A 26,661-nucleotide genomic window follows, 5' to 3' on the forward strand; every position below is an offset into this window, starting at 1 on the left:
CCGAGTTCCGCCATGAGCCATTCCCGTATTCCCCACTCTTTGGTCTGCCTGGCAGTCTTGGCCGCGGCAGCGGGCGCACAGGCGCAAGGCACACGCGCGGCGCCAGCCAAGACGGCGCCGGCGCCCGCACCGGCGCCGCGCGGCATCACGGACATCATGCGCGCGGGCCCGGGGATCGCTGCACCACAGGCAGCACCGCCAGCCGCGGCGCCGGCGCCTGCACCGGCACCGGCCGCGGCTTCGACGGCGCCAGCCGGGCCGCCGGTGCAACGCTCGGCCGAATACATCGTTGCGCTGGTCAACTCCGAGCCCATCACCAACACCGATGTGCAGACGCGGGTCAACCGGGCGCTGAAGCAGGGTGGCGCCGACGTGCAACGCATTCCGCGCACCGAACTGAACCGCATGGCGCTGGAGCGCATCATTTCCGAGAAGGCCCAGCTGCAACTGGCCAAGGAGACGGGAATCAAGATCGACGACCTGGCCATCGACCAGGCGGAAGAAGGCGTTGCGCGGCAAAACCAGATGACGCTGATTGAACTGCGTCGGCGCATTGGCGCTGAAGGGATGACCGTGCAAGCCTTTCGCGAGGACTTGCGCACGCAGCTGACGCTGTCGCGCCTGCGCGAACGCGAAGTCGAGCCGCGTGTGAAGATCAGCGATCTCGAGGTTGACCAATACATTCGCGACCAGCGGGCCAATGCCACCACCTCCGGCAAGGCGTCGCCCCTGCAGGAGATCAACATCGCGCACGTTCTCGTCGCGGTGCCGGAGAATGCAACGGCCGCGCAGGTCGCGACACTGGAGCAAAAGGCCCAGGCCATTGCAGTGCGCGCACGTTCCGGCGAAGACTTTGCAGCGCTGGCTGGCCAGTCGTCTGATGCTCCCGACAAGGCCAACGGCGGCGCGCTCGGCCTGCGCAGCGCGGACCGCTATCCCGGCCTGTTCACCGAAGCGACGCAATCAACGCCGGTGGGTGGCATTGCCGGCCCCGTCCGCTCGGGTGCGGGCTTCCACGTGCTCAAGGTCTTGTCCAAGTCGCAGATTGGCGAGGGCACCGCCACCGTCACGCAAACGCAGGTTCGCCACATCCTGCTGCGCACCGACGACAAGCGCACCACCGCACAAGCGGTGGCGCAGCTGGCCGAATTCAAGAAACGCATCGATGGCGGCACAGCGACTTTTGCGGGGCTGGCTCGCGACAACTCGCAAGACGGCAGCGCCAAGGACGGCGGCGAACTCGGCTGGTCCCGGCCGGGTCAGTTCGTGCCGGAATTCGAGGATGCCATGAACCGGCTGGCACCGGGCCAGGTCAGCGATCCGGTGGTGTCGCGCTTTGGCGTTCACCTGATTCAGGTCGAGGGCCGGCGCGAGGCCAAGCTCTCGCAGACCGAGCAGCGCGATGCAGCACGCGAGGTGCTGCGCAACAAGCGCATGGACGAGGCTTACGACACCTGGACCCAGGAGGTTCGCGGTCGCGCCTACGTGGAGTACCGCGAAGCGCCGCAGTCCTGAGCGTGAACGCCCAGCTCACGTGAAACACATTCCGCGCAAGCGATTCGGCCAACACTTCCTGTCTGACGCCGGGATCATCGACGCCATCGTGCGCGAGATCGCGCCGTTGCCGGGCGACCCAATGGTGGAGATCGGCCCCGGTCTCGCAGCCTTGACCCAGCCGTTGGTCGAGCGCCTTGGCCGCCTGACCGTCATTGAACTCGACCGCGACCTGGCAGCGCGGCTGCGCAACCATGGCCAGCTCGACGTCATCGAATCCGATGTGCTGCGGGTGGATTTCGGCGCGCTGGCAGCCCGGCTGGCGCCCGGCAAGGCGGCTGCCATGCGAGTGGTGGGCAACCTGCCCTACAACATTTCCACGCCCATCCTGTTCCATTTGCTGGACTCTGCGCACGTCATCGCCGACCAGCACTTCATGCTGCAAAAGGAAGTGATTGACCGCATGGTGGCGGCGCCGGCCACCTCCGACTACGGCCGCCTGAGCGTGATGCTGCAGTGGCGCTATGAAATGGAGAACGTGCTCTTCGTTCCGCCCGAGAGCTTCGACCCGCCGCCGCGCGTGGACAGTGCCATCGTGCGCATGGTGCCCCGTGCGGCACCCGCCGTGCTGGACGTGAAGCGCTTCGGGGAGATCGTCCAGGTGGCCTTCAGCCAGCGCCGCAAGCTGCTGCGCCATTCCCTAGGCAAGTGGCTCGAAGCGCACGACTTCGACGGCCAGTTCGACACCCAGCGCCGCGCCGAAGAGGTGCCAGTGCACGAATACGTGACCCTCGCGCAAACCGTCGCGCCATAAAAAAGCGCCCGTCGAAACGGGCGCCTTGTTTTCACCGCAGGGAGCGAGCCTACGCTGCGGCCAACCAGTAGCCGGCGTTGAAGGGGCTGCTCATGCGCAGCGCCAGCGGCGACACGTCCAGCAGCTTGTCCGTCGGCATCTTTTCCGCCGTGGGATCGGCCGATGCGTCGGCCGATGCTTCAGCGGTGCCGGTGGCAGCAACGCCTTCCTGAGCCTCGTTAGCCCGTTCTGCTTGGCTAGCTTGTGCAGAACGGGCTACAGAAAAGAATAGAAGCACCTGAACGGTATCTTCCGGTCCCCCCAGTAGTCGGAGGCGTCGCGGAAGATGTCCAGCAGCTGCTCGCGCGCTTCCTTGTCGAACTTGGCGTTCGCAGGAATCTGCTCGAGCACGATGACGAAACCAGGCTGCGGGCCCGATTTGTGCAGCGGATCCGTCATGCAGTCATACAGCGCGTCGAAGTTCTTGCCAAAGTGCATGGGGAACATGAACTGCTGTGCAATCAGGTCGAGCACGTCCTGCTTGCTCTGGGCGTTGCCCAGGTTTGCATACAGGAAATGCTGGCCCGCCGCATGCGCCGCTTCCTGCAGGTCGCTCACGCGGAACGCGCGAATCGACTGCACGATATTCGGGCGCACGCCACGAAGGGATACGTTCATCTCCGCTGGTCTTTCCATAGTCGTCGTCAACATCTCATCAGGTCGCGCGGTAGCACGCCTCTCCAATCCAGTAACTTGCCAAATCACAACTCATGGCACGATGCGCCGAAAGCTCGCATAGTGGTCTGCCGTATACCAGCAGGCCACGGGTGCAGCACGCTCACCTCCACACACGATGCGACGTGCTCCCCGATCGCGGGAACCCGGCGTCTCCACCGTGTATTCGCGATAGTGGCCGCGCGGTTCGCGCGGCAGGATGCGTTCGCGATTGCCGAACACACTGCCATCTTTCTCATGCCGAAACGGGCCGCCATTCAAAATGGCTTCATAGGTTTGTCGTCCCTGCGCCGGCAAATCTGACAGCGCAATCGACCCTTGCTGTGGCGCTTTGTCCGTGCTGCCGAACCAATCCCGTGCTTGTGCTCCAGTAGCCAACGCAACCAGCACGAAGCTAGTGAGCGCAAACTTTTTTAAAGAGGACGTACGGGAGGCGAGAAACGCCATGGGGGTAACGCGGAAAAGTGCGGGGGTCGAATCGGAGTAAAACCTTGGGGTTAACCCGCGAATTCAAGCCCGCCAGTGTGCACTAGCCGCGCATAAATAGCAAGCGCCTGCCCAAGGATTGGGCAGGCGTGGAGTGGCCAGAAAGCTAACAGAAGTTAGCAGTCGCTTCCGTTTGTGGCCTTTAACGGTCGGCGTTCGCGTCCGCCACGGTGAGCGCCGTCATGTTCACAATTCGTCGAACTGTCGCGCTCGCCGTAAGAATGTGAACAGGTTTTGCCGCGCCGAGCAAAACCGGGCCGATCGCAATGTTTCCGCCGGCCGCAGTCTTGAGTAAGTTGTAAGCAATGTTTGCCGAATCGATGTTCGGGAACACCAGCAGATTGGCGTCCCCGGCCAGCGCGCTGTGCGGCATGACCACGGAGCGCTGCTTGCCGTCGAGCGCCACGTCGCCGTGCATCTCGCCATCGACCTCCAGCCAGGGCGCCTGCTCTCGCAGCAGGTCCAGCGTCTGGCGCATCTTGACGGCGCTGGGATGGTTGCTGGTGCCGAAATTCGAGTGCGACAACAGCGCGGCCTTGGGCTTGATGCCAAAGCGCATCATTTCCTCCGCGGCCATGGTCGTGATTTCGGCCAGTTCGATGGCCGTCGGGTCGTAGTTGACGTGCGTGTCGACCAGGAATACCTGGCGATCGGGCAGCAGCAGGCCGTTCATGCAGGCGTAGACCGGCACGTCTTGCGGTGTGCTGGCGCAACCACCGGGCCGCTTGCCGATGACCTGGTCGATGTAATGCAGATGGGTCTGCGTCGTGCCCCAAGTGCCGCAGATCATGCCGTCGACCTCGCCCTTGTGCAGCAGCATCGAGCCGATGAGGGTCAGGCGCCGGCGCATCTCGATCTTGGCGGTTTGCACCGTCTGGCCCTTGCGCTCGGTCATCCGGTGGTAGGTCTGCCAGAAGTCGCGATAGCGGTGGTCTTGCTCAACGTTGACGATGTCGTAATCGAGCTCCTCCTTCAGCCGCAGGCCGAACTTCTCGATGCGCTGGGCAATGATGGCCGGACGGCCGATGAGCGTCGGACGGGCGACGCCTTCGTCCACCACCACCTGCACGGCGCGCAGGACGCGTTCTTCCTCGCCTTCGCAAAAGGCCACCCGCTTCCTGGGCGCACTGCGGGCCGCATCGAAGATGGGCTTCATCGTGGTGCCGGAGGCATAGACGAAGCTTTGCAGCTTGTCGCGGTAGGCGTCCATGTCCTTGATCGGCCGCAGCGCCACGCCGCTGTCGGCGGCAGCTTTCGCCACGGCCGGCGCGATCTTCATCATCAGGCGCGGATCGAAAGGCTTGGGGATCAGGTACTCGGGACCGAAGCTCAGCTTTTCGCCGACGTAGGCGGCAGCGACGCGTTCGCTCTGTTCGGCCTGCGCCAGTTCGGCGATGGCGTGAACGGCGGCAATCTCCATTTCGTCCGTGATCGTCGTCGCGCCGGAGTCCAGCGCGCCGCGGAAGATGTATGGAAAGCAAAGGACGTTGTTGACCTGGTTCGGATAGTCCGTGCGGCCGGTGGCCATGACGACGTCGTCACGCACGGCGTGCGCGTCTTCCGGGGCAATCTCCGGATTGGGATTGGCCAGCGCAAAGATCACCGGCTTGGGCGCCATGCTGGCCACCATGGCCGGCTTGAGTACGCCGCCAGCTGACAGGCCCAGGAACACGTCCGCGCCTTCGATCACCTCGGCCAGCGTGCGCGCCGACGTCTTTTGCGAATATTGGCGCTTGTCGTCGTCCATCAGTTCGGTGCGGCCTTCATAGACCACGCCGGCCAGATCGGTCACGTAAACGTTCTCGCGTTTGAGGCCCACCTTGAGCAGCAGGTTCAGACACGCCAAGGCCGCCGCACCCGCGCCCGAAGCCACGAGCTTGACCTGGCCGATGTCCTTGCCGACCACCTTCAGGCCATTGAGCATCGCCGCCGCCACCGTGATGGCCGTGCCGTGCTGGTCGTCGTGGAAGACGGGGATCTTCATGCGCTTGCGCAGCTCGCGCTCCACGTAGAAGCAATCCGGCGCCTTGATGTCCTCGAGGTTGATGGCGCCAAAGGTGGGCTCCAGCGCGGCGATCACCTCGACCAGCCTGGCCGGGTCTTTCTCGTCGATCTCGATGTCGAACACGTCGACACCGGCGAACTTCTTGAACAAGACGCCCTTGCCTTCCATCACCGGCTTGGACGCCAGCGGACCGATGTCACCCAGGCCCAGCACGGCCGTGCCGTTGGTGATGACGGCGACCAGATTGCCGCGCGCGGTGTACTTGAACGCGTTGGTCGGGTCCTTGACGATCTCCTCGCAAGGCGCGGCAACGCCCGGGGAATAGGCCAGGGCCAGGTCGCGCTGGTTGACCACCTGCTTGGTAGCAGCAATCGCAATCTTTCCGGGGACCGGGAACTCGTGGTACTCCAATGCCGCTCGGCGTAGTTCTGCGCGCTTGTCTTCAGCGCTCAGCGGCTTGCTGGCAGAGGTTTGCATGCTACCGGGAGAGGTGGGATCGGACATGAACGTTTTGACTCCTGCTGCCGCTGTTGCACGCAAGGGGCGCGGGCCCGCGGCACTGTGTAAGGGGCGCCGATTGTAGACCTCGAATTAACAGTGCGTGGGGCGCCAAAACCCGCCACAGCGCGCCGTGTGGCAATATCCTGCGCTGGGGAAAACATGAACGAGGAGCGACCATGGCGCTGATGGATTTCATCAAGAAGCAGTTCATAGACATCATCCAGTGGACGGAAACGGGCGACGGCACGCTGGCCTGGCGCTTTCCGATGCAGGACATGGAAATCCAGAACGGCGGCTCTCTCACCGTTCGCGAATCGCAGGTGGCGGTGTTCGTCAACGAGGGCAAGGTGGCCGACGTGTTCGGCCCCGGCATGTACAAGCTGACGACGCAGACCTTGCCCGTCCTCACCTACCTCAAGAACTGGGACAAGCTCTTCGAGTCCCCCTTCAAGAGCGACGTCTACTTCTTCAGCACGCGTCAGCAGGTCGACCAGAAATGGGGAACGCCGCAGCCGATCACCGTGCGCGACAAGGACTTCGGCGCCGTGCGGCTGCGCGCCTTCGGCAACTACAGCTTCCGCATCGGCGACGCGAAGCTCTTCCATACCGAGATCTCCGGCACGCGCGACATCTACACGGTGGAAGACCTTGACGGGCAATTGCGCGGGCTGGTGCTGCAGAACATCAGCAACGCCATTGCGTCCAGCGGCGTGCCCTTTCTCGACCTTGCGGCCAACCAGATCGCCTTTGCGCAGGCACTGGCAGCACAGCTGGTGCCCGAGTTCGCAAAGATCGGCATCAAGCTCGACACCATCACGGTGCAGAACGTCTCGCTCCCCGAGGAACTGCAGAAGATCCTCGACCAGAAAATCGGCATGGGCATGGTCGGCAACGACATGGGCAAGTTCATGCAGTACCAGACGGCGCAGGCCATTCCGAAGTTCGCCGAGGGCTCGGCGCAAGGCGGTGGCATCGCCGGCGATGCGATGGGCCTGGGCGCGGGTGTCGCGCTCGGCCAGGTGCTCGCGCAGAACCTGGCGCAAGGCCTGAATCCCAACGCCAGCCCGCCAACCACGCAACAACAACCCACCGTGGCCGTCATCAATCCCAATGACGTCATGACCACGCTCGAGAGGCTGGGCGAGCTCAAGACCAAGGGCATCCTCACGCAGGAAGAGTTCGACGCGAAGAAGGCCGAACTGCTGAAGAAGCTGGTGTGAACCAGCCTGCGCGCATTGCGTGCCGCTTTGCCGGTGTTTCCGGCATGCCCCTGAAAGCCGCGAGAGATCGTGGCTGAGACATCGGAGCGGGCTTATCGGGCGCCCTGCCCGGGTTGCGGCGCGCCGGTCGAGTTTCGCTCGGCCCAGTCGACGCACGCCGTCTGCCCCTATTGCAAGAGCACCGTCGTTCGCCAGGGCGAAACGCTCGCCCGCATCGGGAAGATGGCGGAGCTGTTCGACGACTTCAGTCCGCTGCAGCTCTTTGTGAGTGGCCGCATCCAGGACAAGCCGTTCACGATCATCGGGCGCTTGCAGTACAGCTATGCCGGCGGGCGCTGGACCGAGTGGATCGCGGCACTGGATGGCGACCGCACCGGCGTCCTGAGCGAAGACAACGGCGCCTACGTCTTCTCGCTGCCGCTGGATCTGCAGCAGGGTGCGCCGCCCGCAAGCGCACTGCGCACGGGCATGACGACGGCCATCAATGGCCAGAGCTATACCGTCGCCTCGAACGAACTGGTGGCCTTGGCGTCTGCCCAGGGGGAACTGCCCAAGCTGCCGGAACTGGGTCGCGCCTTTGCCGTCGTCGAACTGCGGAACGACCGGGGGCTGGTGCTCAGCCTCGACTACTCGGGCAGCGAGCCGACGGCCTCGCTCGGTCGCTCCGTCCTGCTCGATGAACTCCAGCTCAAGGGCCTGCGCGACGAATCCGCCAAGGAAGAGACGGGCCGAAGCTTCAACTGCCCCAACTGCGGCGCGCCCGTGACCGTCAAGCTGGCGGACAGCAAGACCATCACCTGCCGTTCATGCAGCAGCATCATCGACCTGTCGCAGGGCATTGGCGGCGAATTGCGTCATGCGGAGCAGGACGAGCCGATCCGGCCCCTCATCGCGCTGGGTTCCACGGGTCAGCTGCAAGGCGTGCCGTGGCAGGTGGTCGGTTTCCAGCACCGCATGGGCTCCGAGCCCGGCGATGACGAGCACTTCGGGTGGAGCGAGTACCTGCTCTACAACCGAAAGCGCGGGTTCAGCTTCCTGGTGGATTCGGAAGACGGCTGGAGCATGGTCAGTCCGACGACCGGTGCGCCCACGATGGCGCAAGGCGCCCAGAGCGCGACCTACCTCGGCAAACGCTACCAGCTGCAATACAGCTACAACGCCGAGACCAGTTACGTTGCCGGTGAGTTCTACTGGAAGGTCGAGCGCGGACAGAAGACCTTCAACCGCGATTTTTCCGCCGGCGCCTCGCTCTTGTCGCTGGAGCAAAGCGCCAACGAACTGACGTGGTCTTCGGGCAGCAAGATCGACAGCGCCGCCGTTGCCGCGGCCTTCAAGCTCGACGACAACAAGGAACTGTTCAAGCGCAGCGACGCGGCGCCGCTCAGCAGTGGATCGCGCATGGGCTGCGGCACGATCATCCTGATCATCGTCATCATCATCGTGCTGCTCATCATCCTGAGCACATGCAGCGGCGGCGGCGGATCATCGGGCGGCTCGCGCACGTCCGGTGGGTCCTGGGGTGGGTATTCCAGCGGCGGGGGGCACAAGTGACGCCCTCATTTCGTCGCGTCAGGTTTGGCAAGACTGGAGGTCTCTATGGGAATTGAATGGCTGAAGCCGAGTGTCGTGCTCGGCTCCCTTGTCTACGCGTTGATCGGCGTGGCGGTGTTCTGGATCTGCTTCGTCGTCCTCGACAAGCTCACGCCCTACAACCTGTGGAACGAGATCGTCGAGAAGCAGAACGTCGCGCTGGGGCTGGTCGTTGCTGCGATGTGCCTGGGCATCTCGATCATCGTGGCCGCGGCGATCCACTGATGGCTCGCCGCCTCGCGCCGGGGCGCGCCGTCAGTTGAGACCGTGCAGCGAAATGCCTTCGAGTTCCGGCGACCCGGCCCGGTCCGACTGATAGTTCACCACGCCCGAGACGCGCACCACGCCCTTGGGCGGCAGCACCGTGTAATCGTCCGTGAGGAACTTGACGTGTTCATTGGAGAAAATGTCGCCGATCAACACCGCGTTGCGGGGGCGCACGCCCGACGCCATGAGGCCCGGACTGGCGGCGCTTTCGCGCAGCAGGCGGACCTTGGCTGCCGCGATCGTGCGGCTGCGGCAATCGCGCGTGGCGTGGATCTCGATGTCGACCACATTGCCGCTGCGGTACATGCCGTTGAGGCTGCAAAACAGCGCATAGCCGTCAATCGACACGCGCTGGCCGTTGAGCGACTTTCCGTCCGTGACCAGCCTGATCTCGTCTCCCACCAGCAATCGGCCGGGATTCGTCGGCGGCTCCGTCGTCATCTGGTTGCAGCCGCACAAGCTTGCAGCGAGCAACGTCGCAGGGCCCATGAACTTGAAAATGCTCACCTCATCCTCCTGAATATTCTTGGGGAGAGTTTGTCTTGAAAAGCACCTTCTTTTCCGTCGAGAGATCGCAGCCCGTGCAAATTGAACGTGACCTTTTTTGCGCGGTGCCCATGTCAATGGTCAACAGATTGTTTTTGACTTGATACGCGACCTGACGCACGCCCAACGCCGGCCTGGCCCGGTGGACATTGCATTGCTCGCCAGCGTTTTTGTGGTGGCCGCATGCGGGCTGGTGTATGAACTGAGTGCGGCGGCGCTGAGCTCTTACTTGCTCGGCGATTCGGTGCTGCAGTTCAGCACCGTCATCGGCACCTATCTCTTTGCCATGGGCGTGGGTTCGTGGCTTTCGCGCTTCTTCGAACGCCAGTTGCCGGCGCACTTCCTTCGCATCGAGCTGATGGTGGCCTGCGTCGGTGGGTTGCTTCCGGCATTGCTGTTCCTGGCCAATGCCTATGTGCCCGGCGCGTTCAGGTGGCTGCTCTATGGACTCGTGGGTGTGGTCGGCACGCTTGTCGGGTTGGAGATTCCACTGGTCATGCGCATCCTGCGGCGCCATGTCGTGCTCAAGGATCTCGTGTCGCAGGTGCTGACCTTCGACTACCTCGGCGCGTTGGCGGTGTCGATTGCGTTTCCCATCCTGCTCGTGCCGCATTTGGGCATGATTCGCACGGGGCTCTTGTTCGGCTGGATGAACGCCGCCGTGGCGCTATGGGCCCTCTGGTTGTTTCGCCACGAGTTGCGCAGGCGCGGCGCACATGCGGTGGCATGCGCCATCACGCTGGGCGTGTTGACGACAGCCTTCGTGTTTGCGGACCACATCACATCGCTTGCCGAGGACCGGTTCTATCAGGACCGCATCGTGTTCAGCGAGAGCTCGCCTTACCAGCGCATCGTCGTCACGCGCGGCAGTGCAGGGCATCGCCTGTACCTCAATGGCAACCTGCAATTCGCCGAGCGCGACGAATACCGCTATCACGAAGCGCTGGTGCATCCGGTGATGGCGGCGCAGGGGGCGCCGAAGAGGGTCGCGGTGCTGGGCGGCGGCGACGGCATGGCGATGCGCGAGATCCTCAAGTACCCGTCGGTGGAGAGCGTCACGCTGGTGGAGCTGGATCCGAACATGACGCGACTGTTCAGCGAGCACGAAACGCTGAGTGCGCTCAATGGCGGCTCCCTCAAGTCACCCAAGGTGCATGTCGTCAACATGGATGCCTTCCAGTGGCTGCAGCAAGGCGACACGAACGCCCCGTCGGGCAGCGTGGGGGCAAACGACTTCTTCGACGTGATCGTGGTCGACTTTCCCGACCCGACCAACTTCGCGATCGGCAAGCTCTACACGAATTCGTTCTATGCCCTGCTCGACAAGCGTCTTTCGGCCAGCGGCTATGCGGTGGTGCAGACGACGTCGCCACTCATCGCGCGCAAGAGTTTCTGGACCGTGGTCACCACCATTGAATCCGTCGGGCTCACGGCGACGCCGTACCACGCGCACGTGCCGAGTTTCGGCGAGTGGGGATTCATCGTTGCGAGCCGGCGCCCTTACCGTCTGCCGGACGTGTTGCCTGAAGGTTTGCGATTTCTTTCCGCCACCACGGCACCACTGATGTTCGACTTTCCGGTCGACATGGCGCGCGTGCCGACGCAGGTCCATCGCTTGTCGAACCAGATCCTCGTGACGACGTACGAACACGAGTGGGGCACGCGATGAGGCGCCGCGGCTTCCTCGGTGCTGGCGTCGGTGCGATGGCGCTCAGTGCCTGCGATGTGCGGCCTCCCATCGAAGGTGGATTCACCGGCATCGACATGGCGCGCGGCCATGCGATGCGCGATGCGGAGTACGCCAGTGCCTCCTCCGCCAGCGTCAAGCGCACGCAGGTGGTCATTTCAGGCGGCGGCATCGCAGGGTTGGCTGCCGCGCGGGCATTGCGCCTGCAGGGCATCGATGATTTCGTGCTGCTCGAACTCGAAGACAGCGCGGGCGGCAACAGCCGTGGCGGAATCGTCCAAAACATCGCTTGCCCACTGGGCGCGCACTATTTGCCTGTGCCCGGCGACGATGCGAGCGAAGTGCAGGACCTGCTGGAAGAACTGGGCCTGCGACGGCGCGTGGCGGGGCGATGGGAATACGACGAGCGCCATCTTTGCCACAGCCCGCAGGAGCGCCTCTACTTTCAGGGCCAATGGCAGGAAGGCCTGCTGCCGGTGCAAGGCGTCACGCAGGCCACGCTCGACCAATACCATCGCTTTGCGCAACGCGTCGATGCGCTGCGCAAGCGCACGCGCTTCTCGATTCCAGTGGCGAAGGTGCCCTTGGCGCCCGAATGGCTTGAGCTGGACGCCATCAGCTTTGCCGCGTGGCTCGATCGTGAGAACCTGGGCGATACGCATCTGCGCTGGTACCTCGACTACTGCTGCCGCGACGACTACGGCGCGGGCATCGCGCATGTGTCGGCGTGGGCCGGCATTCACTACTTCGCAAGCCGCCACGGCTTTCATGCGCCCGGCAGCGATGACAACGAGGAGCGCGACCCGGTCCTGACCTGGCCCGAAGGCAACGCATGGCTCGCCCGGCGCATGGCGGCGCCGCTTGGCGAGCGCCTGCGCACAGGCCATGTCGTCATGCGAATCGAAGAGACACGTTCAGGCGTGGAGGTTGATGCGTTCGACGTGTCTTCGCAAGCGCCCGTCCGCTGGCAGGCCGAGCGTTGCATCGTCGCCTTGCCCGTGTTCATCGCGGCACGTGTCGTCATCGGTGCGCCCCGCGTGCTGCGTGAAGCGGCCGAGCGGCTCCGCTACGCGCCCTGGCTCGTGGCCAATGTGCATGTGCGTGCACCGCTCGCCGATCGGCCCGGGGCGGCGCCAAGCTGGGACAACGTGCTCTATGGGTCGCGTGGCCTCGGCTATGTGGACGCGCGTCATCAAAGCCTCAGTCCTGCGCCGGGCGCGACGGTGCTCACGTGGTATCGCCCGCTCGGTCCGAGCGGGCACGACGGCAGCGATGGCCGTCGCGCGCTGCAGGATCGATCCTGGGCCACGTGGCGCAATGAACTGTTGGCGGAGATGGGCGTGCCACACCCCGACCTGGCGCATCTGGCGACGCGCATCGACATCACGCGCTACGGCCATGCGATGGCCATTCCCTCACCGGGATTGCTGCGTCACATCGGCATCGGGCAGCGGCGCATCGAATCGGGTCGGCTCGCGTTCGCGCATGCCGACTGGTCGGGCTATTCGATTTTCGAAGAGGCGTTCACGCGCGGACACTTCGCGGCGTGATGCCTTCACCTTTGCGCTGAATCAGCCGCGCATCAGCGCTTCGATGTCATCAGGCTTCACCGGCACGCCGCGGCTGATGAGTTCGCAGCCGCCTTCGTTGACGATGGCGTCGTCCTCGATGCGGATGCCGATGTTCCAGAACTCTTGCGGCACGCCTTCGGTGGGCCGAACGTAAAGGCCGGGTTCAATCGTGGTCACCATGCCGGGCCGCAGGATGCGGCTGGGTCGGTTGGTGATGACCTCGCCGCTCAACGGATCCTTGCGTTCGCTCGATTCGCCCAGCTGCGACGGTTCAACATAGCTTCCACAGTCGTGAACATCCATGCCGAGCCAGTGGCCCGTGCGATGCATGTAGAAGGGGAAGTAAGCGCGCTGCTCGATCACGTCTTGCACCGAGCCCACCTTCTGCGCGTCGAGCAGTTTCAGGTCCAGCAGGCCTTGCGCCAGCACCTTGACCGTGGCTTCATGCGGATCGGTAAAGCGCGCGCCAGGCTTTGTCACGGCAACAGCCGCATCCTGGCTGGCGAGCACCAGTTCATACAGTGCGCGCTGCGGACCGGTGAAGCGACCATTCGCAGGGAAGGTGCGCGTAATGTCACTCGCGTAGCCATCGAGTTCGCAACCTGCATCGATGAGCACGAGCTCGCCGTCGCGCACCGGCGCCGTATCGGCGCGGTAGTGCAGCACGCAAGCATTCGCGCCGGCGGCGACGATGGAACCGTAGGCTGGATATTGCGAGCCGCCCTTTCTGAATTCGTGCAGCAACTCCGCATCGAGGTGGTATTCACGCACCTCGAGACCATCACGCAACATTTGCGCGGAAAGCTGCATGGCACGAATGTGAGCGCGCGCGCTGATGGCGGCGGCTTTTCGCATTACGTCTTGTTCGTGTACATCTTTGAACAGCCGCATTTCGTCAAGTGGTCCGCACAAATCCCGCTGCTCTTGCGGACAAATTGCGCCATAGCGCACACGTGCGCGCACGTCGGAAAGCCACTCGTCCACCCGTGTCTCGAGGCCCTTGTGAGTGGCAAAGGGGTACCAGACGACAGACCTGTTTTCCAACAGGCGCGGCAATTGCTTATCAAGCTCCTCGACTGACAGGGCCACATCGACCTTGAGCGCCTCCGGCGCTGCCTCTGGGCCCAAGCGGTAACCATCCCAAATTTCTCGCTCGAGATCCTTCGGTGCGCAGAACAGTGTGCTGCGGCCATCACCGGCCAATACCAGCCAGGCATTGGGTTCGGTGAAACCTGTCAGGTAGAAAAAGTAACTGTCATGGCGATATAGAAAGTCGCTGTCACGGTTACGTTGGCGTTCGGGAGCCGTGGGAATAACTGCAATGCCGTTAGGCCCCAACTGAGCGGCAAGTCGCGCGCGGCGATCAGCAAATTGCGTGGCGTTCATAGGCGACACCATGCCACACGTTTGTAACAGGCAGGTGTTGTAGGCCCACCGATTCTGAAAGGGATTGCAAGAACATTTGCCCCTGTCGCGAGCGCAAATTACAAATTCGTTATTACAACAGGGGGTATCAGGTCGTGAAAGTAATTAAGACAACGGCGTTCTTGACGCTGGTTTCGGTGTTGGGCGCGTGCGGCGGCGGTGGTTCCGGTGGCGCAGCCGCCGACACCCATCCCGCAGGAGCGCTCAGCGCCTCCGATGATTCAACGGAAATCGCGGGGACCGAATCCGCCGCGGACAAGCTCAGGCGTAGAGGCTCGACAACGCCAGCCCCGGCAGTGGAGGCGCCGCCACCGCCACCAACACCATCACGGCCGCCACCACCGCCACCACCGCCACCACCGCCACCGCCACCGCCACCGCCCGCGCCACCGCCGGCAGCTCACGGCGTCCCAACGGACAGCCCCACGCTCAGCGCGCCGCTCGCGGCCGCCGGCAGTGCAACGGCCGGGGACATCGTCAATGCGGCGCGCAACGTCGATCCTTCGGCCTACGCCAAGATGGCGGGCCTGATGAGCACCGAGGCGGGCATCACGTACCGCTACGGCTCGCCTTCATCCGGAGGCGCCACGACCACGACGTGGTACGAAAGGCCAAGCACCGCTTTCAGCTTCGCCCAGCGCCCCAACGCCGACATCGGCAATCTCGGCCACTGGCAGGTGGGCGGGCCCGTGGCGTCGCACGGCGGCGAGGGGGACTACTTCTCGAACATCGGCAATGTGCTGTACGTGGCCAATTCGCCGGGCCGCACGGGTGTCGCCGACGTCGCAACGATCTCGCAGCAAAGCAACACCTTCACCCAGAAGCCCGAGCTGCCGTGGGTCATGCGCAACTACAAGGGCGGCGGCGTGGACGACATGCACGCGCAGCAGTTCGGCCTCAAGAATCCGGTGGCCGCAGCGCGTTGCTACGGCCGGCCGGGCTGGTGTTCCGAAGCCGTCGTCGCCTACCAGGACGGCACCGTGTCGACGGCGTTTGGCAGCAACACGGCGCAGAACTCCTACATGACCAAGCTGGCGGCAGGCAAGGTGCCGACCGGAATCACCATCACCAACAGCGGCGAGTTCGCGCTCATCACCGTGTGGGACGTCGCCAGGACGCGCGGGCAGATCGCCGTCGTCGCATTGGCGGGCCTGTGCGGTGGTTGCACCGTGGCCAGGCCCGACTTGGGCGATGTGGGCTGGGGTGACTGGGGTGCCACGCATCCCGGTTTGGCCAACCAGGGCAACATCGCCTACATGAAGGTGCTGGGCTACGTCGACCTGCCCGAGAACCTGCGCGCACCGACCGAGATCTCTTCCACGACCGGCTGGAATCCCTGGACGGGACGGGTGAACTCGCCGACAGGGCAGATGTCGGCGTACAAGACGCCGCTGGCCGTGGAAGCCAATCGCCAGACTTTCATCTCGGGCAACAACTCCGATGCCTACGCCACGGCCGGAGTGGCGATCGTGCTCTCCAAGTCCGAGCAGCGCGTGGCCTTCGTCGACCTGAAGCCGCTGTTCAACTACTACAAGTCGATGTACTTCGGTTCGCTCGCGAACTTCAACGCCACCAAGGTGATCGGTGAGGCGGCCAATCAGTGGCCCTACACCTTTGCGGCAGTGCCTTCACAGATGCCGACCCTGATCAAGACGATGGACATGCCCAGCGGCGCCAGGCCGACGGCCGTGAAGGCATCGCTGTGGGGAGCCAACGCCCGCGCGTGGGTTGCAACGCAGGAAGGCAGCTTGCGGCTGTTCGATTTGGGCAACTACGCCCAGCCAGGCGGCGGCGGTACGCGATCCGTCATCCGGCAGGTGGGGACGGTGACCGTGGGCAGCAATCCCACGAGCATCTCGCATTTCCGCGGCGACCTGGGCAACATGCAGAGCCTTGCGTGGCAGGCGATCGTGCTGTCGCGTGGCGAGCGGCGTGTGGACTGGGTGAACTTCAACGATGCCCGCACGGGCGGCACCATCGTGAAGACCCTCAAGGACTCGCGCCTGGTCGATCCGATCGCGATCGAGGACAACGAGAACCACGGCACCGAAGCCTTCACGCTGACCCTGGCCGACTACACCGGCGGCACGGTGCGCAACTACCGCTACAGCAACGTCATCTTCCACACGAACGGGGGCGCCTGCCGCAGGCCCGGGTGCGGAATGGGCGCGAGCGGAACCGACCTGTTCGAATATGGCGGCGACTTGGACCTGCCGCCGACCCTGCTCTACAAGGATGGAACCAAGGCACCCGCGACCTTGCCGGGCAAGCCTTTCTTCCTCACTGCGCAGAACGTGCCCTGACGGGCATGACCGTGCCGGGATCTGAAACCCCGGCGCGTTGCAAAAGTCATTGCGGCGCTGTGCGACCTTCGGGCTCGTTCAGCGCCGCAAGTCGTTGAGGCGTGCCGACGTCGGTCCATGAGCCCCGATACACCTCGGCGCTCACCTTGCCGTCTTGCATGGCGGCGCGAAGCATCGGTCCCAACGCGGCCTTGACCCCCAGTGGATTGCCCGGCGCGATGTTGCAGTATGGCAAGGAGAAGCACTCGGCCCGGTACAAGCCGATGGTCGAAAACGTGTAGCTCGGCTCGCCAGCGGGCGCGGTGCCCAGGGCCGTGCCGTCGCTGGCGATCCCGAAATCGCCGCGCAGGTTGTGCGGCGGGTTGGGCACCAGCCACAGATGCGCGAGCCGGCCGCTGGCCTTGAAGCGATCCACCGCGGCCTGTGGGAACTCGAACTCGGGCGCGTAGACATCGCCCGCGGCGACCCAGAACACGTCCGCCAGCTGCGGCAGCGCGCGCACGATGCCGCCGGTCGTCTCCAGCGCATCTCCGAAATCGCGGCCTTCGTGCGAATAGGAAACCGACATGGCCACCTCGGCGTGCCCTGCCGGGCGGGCGACAAAGCGCTCGCCGAAATGGGCCGGAATCTGCTCGCCCAGCCACGCGGTGTTGATGAGCACCTGGTCAAAGCCACCGCGGGCGAGTGCCTCCATCGCCCATTGCATCAGCGGCTTGCCTTGCACGAGGAGCAAGGGCTTGGGCGTGGTGTCGGTCAGCGGACGCATGCGCTCGCCGCGTCCGGCAGCAAGCACCATCGCCTGGGCCAGCGGCTTCAATGCGTGGATTCCACGGAGGCCGGCGCTGCAGGGGCAATCTCGCCCCGCTGCAAGGCATTGAGATCGGATCGCGAGGGCTCGAACAGGGCAATCAGGCAATCCATCAGCGAATGCGCGGCGGGCGCGTGGTTGGCGCCAACGTTGCATACGTAGACGTCAAGCGTTGCTGCGCGCAATTCAGGCCAGGTGTGAACGCACAAATGAGATTCCGCGAGCAGAACCGTTGCCGTGACACCCCCCGGCCCGAGCGGCGTGGCCGGAAAAGCCTTGAACAGCTCGCCCACCGGCTGCAGCCCCGCGGCCACCGCCGCCTTGCGACAAACGGCACCCAGGGCCTGCGCGTCTTCGAGCCATTGGCGCGCACAGCGGCAGTCGTGGAGATCGGCGGTCAGATGGAGGCCATGCATGGCCACAACTCTAGCAGCCGGTCGGGGCCGCTAAAATTACGGGTTCCCCCCAACCTCATCCCCCGAAAGCCACATAAATGGCCAACCAAGCCTTGATGGCCAACGCGATCCGCGCGCTGGCGATGGACGCAGTTCAACTCGCCAACTCGGGCCATCCCGGTGCTCCCATGGGCATGGCCGACATGGCCGTCGCGCTCTGGGGCGACCACCTGCGCCACAACCCCGTCAATCCGCATTGGTTCGACCGCGACCGCTTCGTGCTGTCGAACGGCCACGCCTCGATGCTCATCTACTCGGTGCTGCACCTCTCGGGCTACGACCTGCCGATCGACGAGCTCAAGCACTTCCGCCAGCTGCACAGCAAGACGGCTGGCCACCCCGAAACCGGCATCACCCCGGGCGTGGAAACGACCACCGGCCCGCTCGGCCAGGGCATCACCAACGCCGTCGGCTTTGCGCTGGCTGAAAAGCTGCTCGCCGCCGAGTTCAACCGCGACACGCACAACATCGTCGACCACCACACCTACGTGTTCCTGGGCGACGGCTGCCTGATGGAAGGCATCAGCCACGAAGCGGCCGCACTGGCTGGCGCGTGGAAGCTGGGCAAGCTGATCGCGCTTTACGACGACAACGGCATCTCCATCGACGGCCAGGTCAAGCCCTGGTTCATCGACAACACGGCGGAGCGCTTCAAGGCCTACGGCTGGAACGTGATCGGCGCCATCGACGGCCACGACGCGCCCGAAGTGTCGAAGGCGATCGAGGAAGCCAAGGCGCAGAACGACAAGCCCACGCTCATCATCTGCAAGACGCAGATCGGCAAGGGCAGCCCGAACCGCGCCAACACCGCCAAGGCCCACGGCGAGCCGCTCGGCGCTGACGAAATCGGCCTGACCCGCAGCGCGCTGCAGTGGACGCACGCGCCCTTCGAACTGCCTGGCGCGGTGTACGAAGAGTGGGACGCCAAGGCCGCAGGCGCCAAGCGCGAAGCCGAATGGAATGACAAGTTCGCGTCGTACACCGCCGCCTTCCCCGACCTGGCCGCCGAATTCACGCGCCGCATGAAGGGCGAACTGCCGAAGAACTTCCACCAGACCGCGTTCGACACGGTCGTCGCCGCCCACACCAAGGGCGAAACTGTTGCCAGCCGCAAGGCCTCGCAACTCGCGCTCGAAGCCTTCACCGCGGCCCTGCCCGAAATGCTCGGCGGCAGCGCCGACCTGACCGGCTCGAACCTGACCAACACCAAGAGCACCCCCGCCCTGCGCTTCGACAGCAAGGGCGACGTGGTCCGCGCCGACGGCAACGAGCAGTTCCCCGACGGGCTGCTGGGCCGTCACATCAACTATGGCGTGCGCGAGTTCGGCATGGCGGCCATCATGAACGGCGTGGCGCTGCATGGCGGCTTCATTCCCTACGGTGGCACCTTCCTCACCTTCAGCGACTACAGCCGCAACGCCATCCGCATGGCGGCGCTGATGAAGAAGCGCGTGATTCACGTGTTCACGCACGACTCCATCGGCTTGGGCGAAGACGGCCCGACGCACCAGTCGATCGAGCATGCCGCCTCGCTGCGCCTGATCCCCAACCTGGACGTCTGGCGTCCGGGCGACACGGCTGAAACGGCCGTGGCATGGGCCGTCGCGCTGCAGAACGCCACGCGTCCGACGGCCATGCTGCTGTCGCGCCAGAACCTGCCGTACGCGCAAAAGGGCGACCTGAGCGACATCAGCAAGGGCGCCTATGTGCTGGCCGAACCCGAGCGCGTGGGCCTGAAGAACAAGAAGACCGTGGCCGTCATCATCGCCACCGGCTCGGAAGTGCAGCTGGCCATGAAGGCACAGGAACTGCTTGCCGCGAAGAAGATCGCGGTGCGCGTGGTCTCCATGCCCTCGACCACCACCTTCGACCGCCAGGACGTGGCGTACAAGAAGAGCGTGCTGCCCAAGGGCCTGCTGCGCGTTGCGGTCGAAATGGGTGCGACGGATGGCTGGTGGAAGTACGGCGTCGCGGCCGTGGTCGGCATCGATACGTATGGCGAATCGGCGCCGGCGGGCGTGCTTTTCAAGCATTTCGGGTTCACGGCGGAGAACGTGGCCGCTACGGTGGAAGCAGCCCTCAAGCGCTGACCAGGCGCGCAGAGGCTCTTCGCCACATTTCAGTTTTATCAACCTTAGGAGCAAGTCAACATGGCTATCAAGATCGGTATCAACGGCTTCGGCCGCATCGGCCGGATGGTGTTTCGCGCGGCAGTGCAAAACTTCAAGAGCGACATCGAAGTGGTCGCCATCAACGACTTGCTCGAGCCAGACTACCTGGCGTACATGCTGCAGTACGACTCGGTGCATGGCCGCTTCAAGGGTGAAGTGAGCGTCGAGGGCAACAACCTCATCGTCAACGGCAAGTCGATCCGCCTCACGCAAGAGCGCGACCCGGCCAACCTCAAGTGGAACGAAGTCGGCGCCGACATCGTGATCGAAGCCACGGGCCTCTTCCTCACCAAGGAAACCGGCCAGAAGCACATCGACGCGGGCGCGAAGAAGGTCATCATGTCGGCGCCGTCGAAGGACGACACGCCCATGTTCGTCTACGGTGTCAACGACAAGAGCTACAAGGGCGAAGCCATCATCAGCAACGCCAGCTGCACGACCAACTGCCTGGCGCCGCTCGCCAAGGTGCTCAATGACAAGTGGGGCATCAAGCGCGGCCTGATGACGACCGTGCACGCCGCCACCGCCACGCAAAAGACCGTGGACGGCCCGAGCAACAAGGACTGGCGCGGCGGCCGCGGCATCCTGGAAAACATCATTCCCTCGAGCACCGGCGCTGCCAAGGCCGTGGGCGTGGTCATCCCCGAGCTGAACAAGAAGCTCACGGGCATGAGCTTCCGCGTGCCGACTTCCGACGTGTCGGTGGTCGACCTGACGGTGGAACTGGTCAAGGAAGCCAGCTACAAGGAAATCTGCGCCGAGTTCAAGGCACAGAGCGAAGGCGCCATGAAGGGCGTGCTGGGGTACACCGAAGACAAGGTCGTCGCGACCGACTTCCGTGGCGACCCGCGCACCTCCATCTTCGACGCGGAAGCCGGCATCGCGCTGGACAGCACCTTCGTCAAGCTGGTGAGCTGGTACGACAACGAATGGGGCTACTCGAACAAGTGCCTGGAAATGGTGCGCGTGGTCGCGAAGTAATCCGGGGCTCGCTCTTCCATGCAAAACGCGCCCGAGGGCGCGTTTTTTGTTGGTGGTGACCGAGGGCCTTGACGTTCAGCGGAGCCGGACGTTGTTGCGAATTTCCTCGCTCAGCTTGACGGACATATCGGCCGAAGAGCGCTTGGCAGACAGTGCAAAGTCGCTCTTGAACTCGTCGAACTCCGCCTTGCCGTTTCCGGTGGCCTTCACGCGTGTCACTTCCACGCCGCCGGCATCGGTCACGGTGCACGAAATGTCGGTCGTGAATTCCGTTGGCGGCCAGGTGAAGGCCGATGGCGAACTCGACGAGGTCTTGATTTCCGGTGTGAACACCAGCGTGGCGCCCGAAGCCTTGACGGCATTCACATCGGCCGCGGTCTTCACGACCACGACGTCCTGGTAGACCGAACGAAGCGCATCGCGAATCGACTTTTCCAGATCCCGGTACGGGTAGTAGCTGATCTTGTCCCCGCCACCACCGGCGGTGATGACTTGCTTGGCGCGCTCCGTGTCGCTCAACGCATAGGCGACTTTCTTCTGGATGAGCTTCGAGTCGACGCGCTCGGGACCGGCATCACTGTTGATGGCGATAGGGTGCGCGCAACCGGCGAGCACGATGACGGTTCCCAGCGCGGCTGCGGTGCGAACGATCTTCTGAATGATGGACATGTGAGATCTCCTCGTTTTTGTGGATTCAGGGGCCGATGGCCGCGATGAACTGCGGGTCGGAATACACCTCGCGCAGCAGCGCGCGTGCAAGGTTCGAGTAGGCGGCTTGCCCTGCCGGAATGGCAACGATGCCGGCGAGGCTCGATTCGAAGCTGGTGTTGGCCTTGTACGTTTTCTTCAAACGTTGCTGGCCATCGCGCGTAGCGACCATCTCGACTTCCATGAAGCCGGTGCCCGTGACGATGCCCGCGACGTTGATATCGTTTTTCAGGATTCTTGCGTCGAGCCGCGTCTTCGATTGCGCGTCGTAAGCAGAGACTTCCTTCAGGTCGCGTATCAACGCGTCCTCAAGATATCTGGAGAAGGTGCCGCTCGGCGACACCAGGCGCGCGCCGCGCAATGAGAGGTTGTTGACCCGGTCGTTCGGATCGGTCGGCTGGACCGTTGCTACAGCAATGGCCGCGGGCTTGGTTGCCCTGAGGCGATCCAGCGCCTCGTAGTCCGCCGCATAGGGCGGTGCTTTCAGTTGTGCGCAACCGGTCGCAAAAACCGCCAGCGCACACATTCCCAAACCATGCAGTCGCGTGGTTCGCATGTCGTCCTCCTCCGAAATTGACTTGATGTTGGAGGACGAAATGTATCAGGATGTAACGGGGCTAATTCCTTATGTTGATCGCGTGCAACGCTGATGGCAAATGCGGATTGCAGCGCTCAAAAAGGCTCGAGCACGTGGATCACCCGGTTTGCGACCAGGTCCTTGGTCTTCGCGCCATAGGCCACCATGTGCGGCGCGACGGCGTGCGCCTTGAGCGCGTCCAGCGTTTCCCACTTCTCGACCACCACGAAGGTGTCCTCGCCAAACGTGCCCTTGGACGGCGGCATGCCTTGCGCATCGACCGTGGCGTTGTATTCGACGCAGCCGGCTTCGGCGAGCACCGCCGGACGGTTGGCCTTGAAGGCTTCGAGCACCGTGGCGCGCTGGCCCGGCTTGGCGGTGATGACGGCGACGACGTGGATCATTGGAATGCTGGCTCCGGAGTGATGGTGGATGGGATGGCCTTGCGAATCTAAGGCAATCCGTCCGATCACGCTGTCGCGAGCATTCTGGCCAAGGCGATCGTCGTTCGATCCTCGAGGAAGGGGCCGACGATCTGCACGCCCAACGGCAAGCCGTCGGCGTCGCGCGTGACCGGCGCGACGGTGGCGGGCAGCCCGGCCAGCGAGGCCATCGTGGCCCATGCACCTTGGGCGCCGTACGGCGTCGGCTTGCCATCGATCGTGAGCGTGCGCGCTTCCCAATCGGGGTTGGTTTCGTGCACGAAGGCGGCGGTGCCGAAGGCGGGGCACAGCAGCACGTCGAACTGCTCGAAGAAGGCGCGCCACTTCGCGCGGATGGCGCCGCGCTTGGCCATCAGGTGAATCCATTCGTGGGCCGACATCGTGGACTTGCCGCTTGGTTCGAAAGCGCTGAGCAGCGTCATGATGAGCGTCACGTAGCTCGACTGCACGTCGGCCAGATCGGGCAGAAGTTCGCTGCTGCGCGCGACGGATGCACCGGCGCTTGCCATGCGCTGCGCCACGCTCTCCACCGCGTTGCGCACGTCGCCGGATGCCGCCGCTGAGGGGTGATCGGTCAGCAAGAACACGCGAAAGGCAGCGAGCCGGCTGTGACGGGCCGCGGGCAAGGCAAGCCGATAGGCCTTCGAGTCGGGGATGTCCGGGCCGGCGATGGCGTCAAGCACCAGGTCCAGGTCTTCGGCACGGCGCGCCATCGGGCCGATCACGGTCGGCATGTCGCCGGGCACGGCGTGCGTTCGCGGAAAGTCGTGGCCGCGCATCGGCAACACGTTGGTGCTCGGCTTGTGGCCGTACACGCCGCAGAAGTGCGCGGGGATGCGGATCGAACCCATCATGTCCGAGCCCATCTCCAGCGCCACCATCCCCGCTGCGAGCGCTGCTGCGCCGCCGCCCGAGGAGCCGCCCGGCGTGCGCGCCGCGTCCAGCGGATGGACGGTGCGGCCGTACACCGGGTTGTCGCTCTGGAAGTCGGCCAGCCCGGGCGCCACGTTCGACTTGCCGAGGATCACGGCGCCTGCCGCTTTCAGTCGCTGCACCGCGACGGCGTCCTGATCGGGCACGTAGTCCCGAAACGGCGGAATGCCCCAGGACGTGGGAAGGCCGGCCACATTGAACGACTCCTTCACCGTCATCGGCACGCCCAACAGCGGCTGGCGCTCGCCGCGCGCGCGTGCGGCGTCGGCAGCGCGTGCCTGCTCGCGTGCGCGTTCGAAGTCGCGCACGACCACGGCGTTGAGATGGCCGTCGAGTTCCTCGATGCGCGCGATGGCCGCGTCGCACAACTCGAGGGCGCTGGTGTCGCCGGCGGCCACGGCGCTGGCGCATTGCGTCGCGCCTTTGGCTAGCAGGTCCTGAAGTGTGTTGGCGGTGGTCATCGAAGTCCTATTGAAGCGGCAGGTAGAGGTCGGTGCGCAGGCGCTCGGGCGGCGTGGCGCGCGGATGGTCGACATACAGGTCGAAGCCTGGAACGTCCCGCAACGCATAGCCGGTCGCCGGCAGCCAGTGGCGGTAGATGGCTTTCCACGTTGCGTGCAGGCCATCGTAGGGGCCGATGTGGGTGAAGACGGCGTACCGGCCGGCGGGCCAATGCGTCCACACGAGGCTGCCCTGCAGCGCGATTTCGGGCTGCTCGGGTGCGCCGCGCCGCTGCGGGAGTGACATGCCGAACAGCGCGCCGGTCAGCATCCGGCAGTTCTGGTCGTCAGGGCCTTGGGGCTCTTCGGGCAGCGCGGCGATGCAATGCGTGACGCACGATGCCAGCCCCGCGGCCTCGAGCGCTGGCCACAGCTCGCCAAAGCCTTGCTGCGCCGCCTCGCTCATGCTGCCGTTGCGCATGCCGTGGCCGGTAGCGGTGAGTGCCGCGAAGGCGGGAACGAGCGCCCATTGGGGGTGCAGCGGCGGTGGCGATTCGCGCTCGGGCGAGCCGGGGCGATCGCCGGGCCGGATCTCGCGCCGAACGAAGAAGGCGTCCCATTGCGGCGCGTGGCCGGAGCGAACCTGTGAGGGCGTGGCGTCCAGTTCGCGCCGCATCGCCTTGGCCAGGGCCTGCGGCGTCGCGAAGCCGACGGCCAATGCAACGTCCATCACGGCGTCGCCGCCCGGCAGGGCCAGCAACTCACACGCGCGCCGCAATCGTCGCCAGGTGACGTAGCCGCCGACCGTCAGCCCGAAGTGGGCGTGGAAGATGCGGTGGAAATGGTGCCGCGACATGGCCGCCCGTTGGGCCAGCACATCGACATCCAGCGGCGCATCGAGGTTTGCATCGACATGCGCCGCAGCGCGGGCCAGCAGGTCGAGGTAGCGCACCGAGGCTGCCGGTCGCGCGACGTCGAGGGAGGGAGCGTCTTGCGCCATGACGCGATTCTGGCGAATCAGCCGGTGCCCTGCGTGTCCCAAGGTGCTGGATGCGCCGGCCAGCTTGAAAGGAAGGCCTTCGGCGGCCTCCCGCGACGCGCCACTCAGTAATGCGGCGGCAATTCGTCGCGCAGGTTGCGCGCCCCGCCGGCACCCGCATCGGTGCTTTGCTGCCGCAGCTGCGTCACCTGCGCGATCAGGCTGTCGATCTGCTGTTGCTGCCGATAGATGACCATGTTGAGCTGGTCCAGCAGGTCCTCGGTGTAGCTGGCCTTGATTTCCAGCGCTTCCAGGCGGCGAGCGACGTCTTGCGGGTTTTCCATCCCGCTATTGGACAGCAAAGCCTGGGGGATTCTGAGCAAGTCCCGGCGAGGACAACGCGACCCGCCAAGGACTTGCCTGGACGCTTCAGGCTTGTTCTGCCGTGGCAGGCGCGTCCGTCGGCCGCTCTTCCCGCCCGTCCGGATGGCGCGCAAAGCGCGGCGTGTCGCGCCCGTGCACCGGGGCTTGGTCAGGCCAGGGCCAACCACCGAACTGCGTGCGCCGGTAGTCCGTCATCGCCTGCACGATCTCCGCCTGCGTGTTCATCACGAAGGGGCCGTATTGCGCGACCGGTTCGCCGATCGGACGGCCCTGCAGCACGAGGAATTCGCCGACGTCGTCGCCGTTGACGAGTTCGACTGCCACATCGGCCTGCAACTCGATTGCGGCGCGCTCGGTGATCTGCTGGCCGGCAAGGCGCACGCCGGACCCCTTGAAGAAGTACAGGCTGCGCCGTGTCCCCTGCCCAGTGGCGGCCGGCAGCGTCCAGCGGGCGCCCGGCGCCATGCGGATCGTCCAGATCGCCAGGTCCGAATCCGGCTGCGAAGCCCACGAATCCGGCGGCGGCGCGAGCGGCGCAATGGCTCCGCCTTCGGTGCCGGCGCCGGCATCGAGCGCCAGCCGGCCGGCAATGCAGGCCACGTCGGTCACGCGGCCGTCTGCATCGCAGGCCGTGAGGTGCGGAATGTCCTGCGACCACAGCATCGTGAAGTGCGGCGCGGCCATCTTGTTCTTCGCCGGCAGGTTCAGCCAGATCTGGAACAGCTCCAGCGGGTTCGGCGCCGAGCTGTCCAGCAGCGGGAACATCTCCGAATGCACCACGCCCTTGCCGGCGGTGAGCCACTGGACGTCGCCGCCCCCAAAGCGCGCCGCGGCGCCCAGCGAGTCGGAATGGTCGATGAGGCCCTTGCGCACGATCGTCACCGTCTCGAAGCCGCGGTGCGGATGGCCGGGAAAGCCGGGAACGGTGTCGCCGTGGTACATGCTCCAGCCGTCCTTGCGGCTGAAGTCCTGGCCCATGTCGCGGCCGGCCAGCGAAGCGTCCGGGCCCATCTGCGCGTTGCCGCGCGGATAGGCGTCATCGTGGTAGACGCAGAACAGGAAGGGGTCGATCGTCTGCCACGGAAAACCGAGCGGGCTGATCTGGAGAACGGGAGAAGCGGACACGGGCGTTTCCTTTCGAACGGGTGCAGCGCAAGGC

25 protein-coding genes are annotated in these 26,661 nt (G+C 64.7%); 10 read left to right on the forward strand and 15 right to left on the reverse strand.

Features of this window, described 5'->3' with window-relative positions:
• Positions 1-12 precede the first annotated feature (12 nt).
• Positions 13-1,515: a peptidylprolyl isomerase gene (locus QTI66_RS06365; RefSeq protein ID WP_286558256.1), complete on the forward strand. Its 1,503-nt coding sequence runs from the start codon at positions 13-15 to the stop codon at positions 1,513-1,515.
• Between the two features lie 19 nt (positions 1,516-1,534).
• Positions 1,535-2,308: a 16S rRNA (adenine(1518)-N(6)/adenine(1519)-N(6))-dimethyltransferase RsmA gene (gene rsmA, locus QTI66_RS06370; protein ID WP_286558257.1), complete on the forward strand. Its 774-nt coding sequence runs from the start codon at positions 1,535-1,537 to the stop codon at positions 2,306-2,308.
• A gap of 255 nt (positions 2,309-2,563) precedes the next feature.
• On the opposite strand, the gene QTI66_RS06375 is transcribed toward rsmA, so the two are convergent.
• From QTI66_RS06375 to QTI66_RS06385, 3 genes are all read right to left on the reverse strand, one after another.
• Complete coding sequence (locus QTI66_RS06375; RefSeq protein WP_286558258.1) at positions 2,564-2,965, reverse strand: barstar family protein; 402 nt, start codon at positions 2,963-2,965, stop codon at positions 2,564-2,566.
• Positions 2,966-3,055: 90 nt separating this feature from the next.
• Positions 3,056-3,469, reverse strand: a complete 414-nt coding sequence (locus tag QTI66_RS06380; protein ID WP_286558259.1) for a guanyl-specific ribonuclease — start codon at positions 3,467-3,469, stop codon at positions 3,056-3,058.
• Between the two features lie 181 nt (positions 3,470-3,650).
• On the reverse strand, positions 3,651-6,017 hold the full coding sequence (locus QTI66_RS06385; protein ID WP_444814954.1) for an NADP-dependent malic enzyme: 2,367 nt from the start codon (positions 6,015-6,017) through the stop codon (positions 3,651-3,653).
• Between the two features lie 173 nt (positions 6,018-6,190).
• On the opposite strand from QTI66_RS06385, the gene QTI66_RS06390 reads away from it, so the two are divergent.
• The 3 genes from QTI66_RS06390 (at position 6,191) to QTI66_RS06400 (ending at position 9,049) form a co-directional block, all read left to right on the forward strand.
• Positions 6,191-7,234 (forward strand): SPFH domain-containing protein, encoded by a 1,044-nt coding sequence (locus QTI66_RS06390; RefSeq protein ID WP_286558261.1) that lies wholly within the window; start codon positions 6,191-6,193, stop codon positions 7,232-7,234.
• 66 nt (positions 7,235-7,300) lie between these two features.
• Positions 7,301-8,785 (forward strand): DUF4178 domain-containing protein, encoded by a 1,485-nt coding sequence (locus QTI66_RS06395; RefSeq protein ID WP_286559027.1) that lies wholly within the window; start codon positions 7,301-7,303, stop codon positions 8,783-8,785.
• 45 nt (positions 8,786-8,830) lie between these two features.
• Entirely contained in the window at positions 8,831-9,049 is a 219-nt protein-coding gene (locus QTI66_RS06400) for a DUF350 domain-containing protein (protein ID WP_286558264.1), read from the forward strand.
• Positions 9,050-9,079: 30 nt separating this feature from the next.
• On the opposite strand, the gene QTI66_RS06405 is transcribed toward QTI66_RS06400, so the two are convergent.
• Positions 9,080-9,598 (reverse strand): hypothetical protein, encoded by a 519-nt coding sequence (locus QTI66_RS06405; protein ID WP_286558268.1) that lies wholly within the window; start codon positions 9,596-9,598, stop codon positions 9,080-9,082.
• Between the two features lie 142 nt (positions 9,599-9,740).
• Here QTI66_RS06405 and QTI66_RS06410 point away from each other — a divergent pair, with 142 nt between their 5' ends.
• A complete protein-coding gene (locus tag QTI66_RS06410; protein ID WP_286559029.1) occupies positions 9,741-11,306 on the forward strand; it encodes a polyamine aminopropyltransferase in 1,566 nt (521 codons plus the stop codon).
• Complete coding sequence (locus QTI66_RS06415; protein WP_286558269.1) at positions 11,303-12,874, forward strand: FAD-dependent oxidoreductase; 1,572 nt, start codon at positions 11,303-11,305, stop codon at positions 12,872-12,874. The genes QTI66_RS06410 and QTI66_RS06415 overlap by 4 nt, the downstream gene beginning before the upstream one ends.
• 21 nt (positions 12,875-12,895) lie before the next feature.
• On the opposite strand, the gene QTI66_RS06420 is transcribed toward QTI66_RS06415, so the two are convergent.
• Together QTI66_RS06420 and QTI66_RS06425 are read right to left on the reverse strand one after the other, a co-directional pair.
• Positions 12,896-14,281, reverse strand: coding sequence for an aminopeptidase P N-terminal domain-containing protein (locus QTI66_RS06420; protein WP_286558272.1), 1,386 nt, complete (start codon positions 14,279-14,281; stop codon positions 12,896-12,898).
• 300 nt (positions 14,282-14,581) lie between these two features.
• Positions 14,582-14,734: a hypothetical protein gene (locus QTI66_RS06425; RefSeq protein WP_286558275.1), complete on the reverse strand. Its 153-nt coding sequence runs from the start codon at positions 14,732-14,734 to the stop codon at positions 14,582-14,584.
• A 116-nt stretch (positions 14,735-14,850) separates the two neighbouring features.
• On the opposite strand from QTI66_RS06425, the gene QTI66_RS06430 reads away from it, so the two are divergent.
• Positions 14,851-16,623: a hypothetical protein gene (locus QTI66_RS06430; RefSeq protein WP_286558277.1), complete on the forward strand. Its 1,773-nt coding sequence runs from the start codon at positions 14,851-14,853 to the stop codon at positions 16,621-16,623.
• Between the two features lie 46 nt (positions 16,624-16,669).
• Here QTI66_RS06430 and QTI66_RS06435 read toward each other — a convergent pair whose 3' ends face one another.
• Together QTI66_RS06435 and QTI66_RS06440 are read right to left on the reverse strand one after the other, a co-directional pair.
• The gene (locus QTI66_RS06435; RefSeq protein ID WP_286559030.1) at positions 16,670-17,419 is read right to left on the reverse strand and encodes a nucleotidyltransferase family protein; all 750 of its coding nucleotides are present in this window, start codon (positions 17,417-17,419) and stop codon (positions 16,670-16,672) included.
• Between the two features lie 17 nt (positions 17,420-17,436).
• A complete protein-coding gene (locus tag QTI66_RS06440; RefSeq protein ID WP_286558280.1) occupies positions 17,437-17,847 on the reverse strand; it encodes an S-adenosylmethionine decarboxylase family protein in 411 nt (136 codons plus the stop codon).
• A 77-nt stretch (positions 17,848-17,924) separates the two neighbouring features.
• Here QTI66_RS06440 and tkt point away from each other — a divergent pair, with 77 nt between their 5' ends.
• Both tkt and gap read left to right on the forward strand, forming a co-directional pair.
• Positions 17,925-19,976, forward strand: coding sequence for a transketolase (gene tkt / locus QTI66_RS06445; RefSeq protein ID WP_286558281.1), 2,052 nt, complete (start codon positions 17,925-17,927; stop codon positions 19,974-19,976).
• Positions 19,977-20,036: 60 nt separating this feature from the next.
• Positions 20,037-21,038 (forward strand): type I glyceraldehyde-3-phosphate dehydrogenase, encoded by a 1,002-nt coding sequence (gap, locus tag QTI66_RS06450; protein WP_286558282.1) that lies wholly within the window; start codon positions 20,037-20,039, stop codon positions 21,036-21,038.
• Between the two features lie 75 nt (positions 21,039-21,113).
• On the opposite strand, the gene QTI66_RS06455 is transcribed toward gap, so the two are convergent.
• The 7 genes from QTI66_RS06455 to QTI66_RS06485 form a co-directional block, all read right to left on the reverse strand.
• Complete coding sequence (locus QTI66_RS06455) at positions 21,114-21,707, reverse strand: hypothetical protein (protein WP_286558285.1); 594 nt, start codon at positions 21,705-21,707, stop codon at positions 21,114-21,116.
• A 25-nt stretch (positions 21,708-21,732) separates the two neighbouring features.
• Positions 21,733-22,302, reverse strand: a complete 570-nt coding sequence (locus QTI66_RS06460) for a hypothetical protein (RefSeq protein WP_286558287.1) — start codon at positions 22,300-22,302, stop codon at positions 21,733-21,735.
• A 116-nt stretch (positions 22,303-22,418) separates the two neighbouring features.
• The gene (locus QTI66_RS06465; protein WP_286558289.1) at positions 22,419-22,727 is read right to left on the reverse strand and encodes a putative quinol monooxygenase; all 309 of its coding nucleotides are present in this window, start codon (positions 22,725-22,727) and stop codon (positions 22,419-22,421) included.
• A gap of 65 nt (positions 22,728-22,792) precedes the next feature.
• Positions 22,793-24,160, reverse strand: coding sequence for an amidase family protein (locus QTI66_RS06470; protein ID WP_286558290.1), 1,368 nt, complete (start codon positions 24,158-24,160; stop codon positions 22,793-22,795).
• Between the two features lie 7 nt (positions 24,161-24,167).
• Positions 24,168-25,139, reverse strand: a complete 972-nt coding sequence (locus tag QTI66_RS06475; protein WP_286558291.1) for an AraC family transcriptional regulator — start codon at positions 25,137-25,139, stop codon at positions 24,168-24,170.
• A gap of 104 nt (positions 25,140-25,243) precedes the next feature.
• Complete coding sequence (locus QTI66_RS06480; protein WP_286558292.1) at positions 25,244-25,462, reverse strand: SlyX family protein; 219 nt, start codon at positions 25,460-25,462, stop codon at positions 25,244-25,246.
• Positions 25,463-25,547: 85 nt separating this feature from the next.
• Positions 25,548-26,627 (reverse strand): pirin family protein, encoded by a 1,080-nt coding sequence (locus tag QTI66_RS06485; RefSeq protein ID WP_286558294.1) that lies wholly within the window; start codon positions 26,625-26,627, stop codon positions 25,548-25,550.
• Positions 26,628-26,661 lie beyond the last annotated feature (34 nt).

Source organism: Variovorax brevis (genome assembly GCF_030317105.1).
Lineage (GTDB): Bacteria > Pseudomonadota > Gammaproteobacteria > Burkholderiales > Burkholderiaceae_C > Variovorax > Variovorax brevis.